The organism is Chitinophaga sp., from assembly GCF_035564935.1.
GTDB lineage: Bacteria > Bacteroidota > Bacteroidia > Chitinophagales > Chitinophagaceae > Chitinophaga.
In genome coordinates this window covers 1-3,270 of record NZ_DATMTE010000022.1, presented here as the reverse complement: position 1 = coordinate 3,270, position 3,270 = coordinate 1, and the positions used below count along the sequence as shown (strand labels likewise).

Annotated in this window: 1 protein-coding gene; it reads left to right on the top strand. The window is 49.1% G+C overall.

The genetic code is table 11. From position 1 onward, the window contains the following. Positions 1-287: 287 nt before the first annotated feature. On the top strand, positions 288-3,270 hold a 2,983-nt coding region (locus VN105_RS00700; RefSeq protein WP_325636933.1), incomplete at its 3' end, for a TonB-dependent receptor.

Sequence of the window (3,270 nt, the reverse complement as noted above, 5' to 3'; positions counted from 1 at the left end):
GGCACACAAGACAAGTAAACACACAATTATTTGATTGTCAATATTTATTGATCAAAAACCTGCGCAATTGTACAGTTATTTGTAACTATAGTACAGTCGCTTCCCGCCTCTTACACCTACCTTTAGTTCATCCAGATCAATCAAAAAATTATCCGGCGTATGAAAAAAACAGGAGATGCACGGCCTGTAAATTCCATTCAAATCCAACGTTAAATACATTTTTAAACCGGTTCTTCCAGGGGGACGGAACCATTAAATTCTTACGAATGAAAAACTGGACACAATTAATGTCAGCTGTGATACTGTTGCTGCTTGGCGGGGCAACCTATGCCCAGGTTAAAGTAAGCGGCCGTATCAGCGATGAGCAGGGAGGCGCCCTCCCCGGCGTTACCGTGATACAGCCCAATACCAAAAACGGCGCTGTTTCCGGCGTGGATGGCAGCTATACCATTACCATCAGCGGCAACGGTCCTGCTACACTGCAATTTTCCTTTATGGGATTTCTTACCAAAACAATGCAGTACCCCGGCAGCGGCGCACTTGATGTGACCTTACAAAAAGATGAAGTGGCTTTAAAAGATGTGGTGGTAATAGGCTACGGTACGCAACGGCGAAGCCAGGTTACCGGCGCCATCTCCTCAATAGATGGAAAAAGCCTGGCTAAAACCCAGGCGGTCGATCTCAGTACCGCCCTGCAGGGACAGGCCTCCGGTGTTTCCGTTACCTCTCCTACCGGTGCTCCCGGCACTGAAGCCGTAGTACGCATCAGGGGTATCGGTTCCCTCAGCCAGAGCAGCAACCCGCTTTATATTATTGACGGGGTACCTATGAACAGCGGGCTGAATACCATTTCCCCCAACGACATCGCCTCCATTGAAGTGCTGAAAGATGCAGCAGCGGCAGCCATTTATGGTTCACGTGCCGCCAATGGCGTGATCCTCGTAACCACCAAAACAGGACAAGCCGGCAAAAACGAGATCAATCTTGATATCGCCTATGGCATTGCCAATGCCAGCGGGCTGCCCGATATGCTCAGTACCAGCCAATTCATAGAACTACAGAACGAAGCTTTTGCTAACGACGGCTCCGCCACCCGCAACCAGGATGATCCTTCCAAATTGCCGAATACCAACTGGCTGAACGCCCTTTTCCGGCAGGCGCTTACCCAGCGTTATAACCTGGCTTTTTCAGGCGGTTCCGATAAAACCCGCTACTACCTGGCCGGCAACGTGGTAAACCAGGACGGTACCATTGTAAACTCCAATTTCAAACGGTACGGCGTCCGCTCCAATGTGAGCAGCGAAGTAAGAAGCTGGCTGCGCGTGGGTGAAAACATGAACCTTACCTACGACCGCACCCAGGAAATAGGCGCTTCCGGCGATGGCGCCCGCCCGGGCAGCTTGCCGGGTGTGGTACGCTATGCGCTTATAAGACCTAATGCCCTTCCGCTCTACGATGATAAGACCGGTTTTTATACCGACCTTCCACCGGCAGATCTCTATAAAAATGCTTTGCTATATGGAGACGGAAAAAATCCACTGGCCATTGCCGACTACCGTACCCGCACCATGAGCAAATACCGCCTGTTGGGTAACGTGTTTGCAGAAGCCCGTTTTCTGAATGATTTTAAATTCCGTACCGACCTTGGCACCGATTTTTTTATTGCAGAACAACAGCAATACAGTGGCCAAATACCCGGCGACCGCACCCTGATGCAGGATAAAGACAAAGGGCTGGATAAATTCCGTAACCGCTATACTACCTATAACTGGACCAACGTACTCAATTATAACCACCTGTTCAATGAAAAACATAATGTGGGTGTAACGTTGGGTTCCGAATATATTTCTTCCAAGGTAGACTACCTCGCGGCATCCCGTAATGGCTACGATAACCGCGCCGATGCTTCCACCAGCTTGCGTTACCTCGATTACGGTTCCGGTCAGCAGTTCAACAGCGGCAACCTGGAAGAATGGGCGCTGATGTCGTACTTCGGCAGGGTTACCTACGCATATAACAACAAGTACATGCTGAATGTGAACATGCGGGCGGATGCTTCTTCCCGCTTTGGCGCCGACAACCGCTGGGGCTACTTCCCCTCCTTCTCTGCCGGCTGGAACATTGCCCATGAAAATTTTATGAAAGATGTGACCTGGCTGAATGACCTCAAAATCCGCGGAGGCTGGGGACAGCTGGGCAACCAGGATATCGGCCTTTATCCATTTGCTACCATTTACTCCACCAGCAATAATATTTTACAGGTGATCAGCCGTGGCAACCCCGATGTGAAATGGGAAACTACGACACAGTCGAACATTGGTGTGGACGCGGGTTTCCTGAAAGGCGCGCTGACCCTCAGCGTGGATTACTTTAACAAACAAGCTTCAGACATCCTCATACAGCTGCCTTCTTCCTACACCAACGGTGATGCCACTCCGCCTTATGTAAACGGCGCTAAAATGAGCAATAAAGGGCTGGAAATCACCGCCGGTTATAAACAGGCCCTGCAAAAAGATCTCTCTTTTAATATAGCCGCCAACGTTACCACCCTGCGTAACAAAGTAGTATCGTTATACAAAGGCCGTGAACAGATCTTTTCCGCCGGTTCCGGTCGCGTGATCCTGCGGGAGGGCGAACCGATCAGCTCTTTCTATGGTTACAAAACAAATGGTTTATTCCAGAACGACCAGGAAGTAGCGCAGTATACAAACAGCAAAGGTGAATTGTATCAGCCCAATGCCAAACCAGGCGATATCCGTTTTGTAGATTACAATAACGACGGAAAAATTGATGACGCCGACCGTACTATTATCGGCAACCCTAATCCCAAACTGTTATACAGCCTGAATGCCAGTATCAATTACAAACAGTTCGACCTCACCCTGTTCTTTAATGGTGTGCAGGGCAACCAGATCTATAATGAAGTAGATAACATCATCAACAGCTTCGACGGAAGAGGATTTAATAATAAGGAAGATTTCTACAAAGAACGCTGGCATGGAGAAGGTACCAGCAATAAAACGCCCAGGGCTACCTTCCTTGATCCCAATAACAACCGCCGTACTTCCGACCGCTACGTGGAAAATGGCAGCTACCTGCGGCTTAAAAACGTGATGCTGGGTTATACCCTATCACCCTCCCTGTTGCAACGCATCGGCTTTACCAATGCACGTATTTATGTGAGTGCGCAAAACCTGTTTACCATTACGAAATATGGTGGCATGGACCCGGAGTTGTATACCAACGAGAACCTCGCCAATTATGCTGATA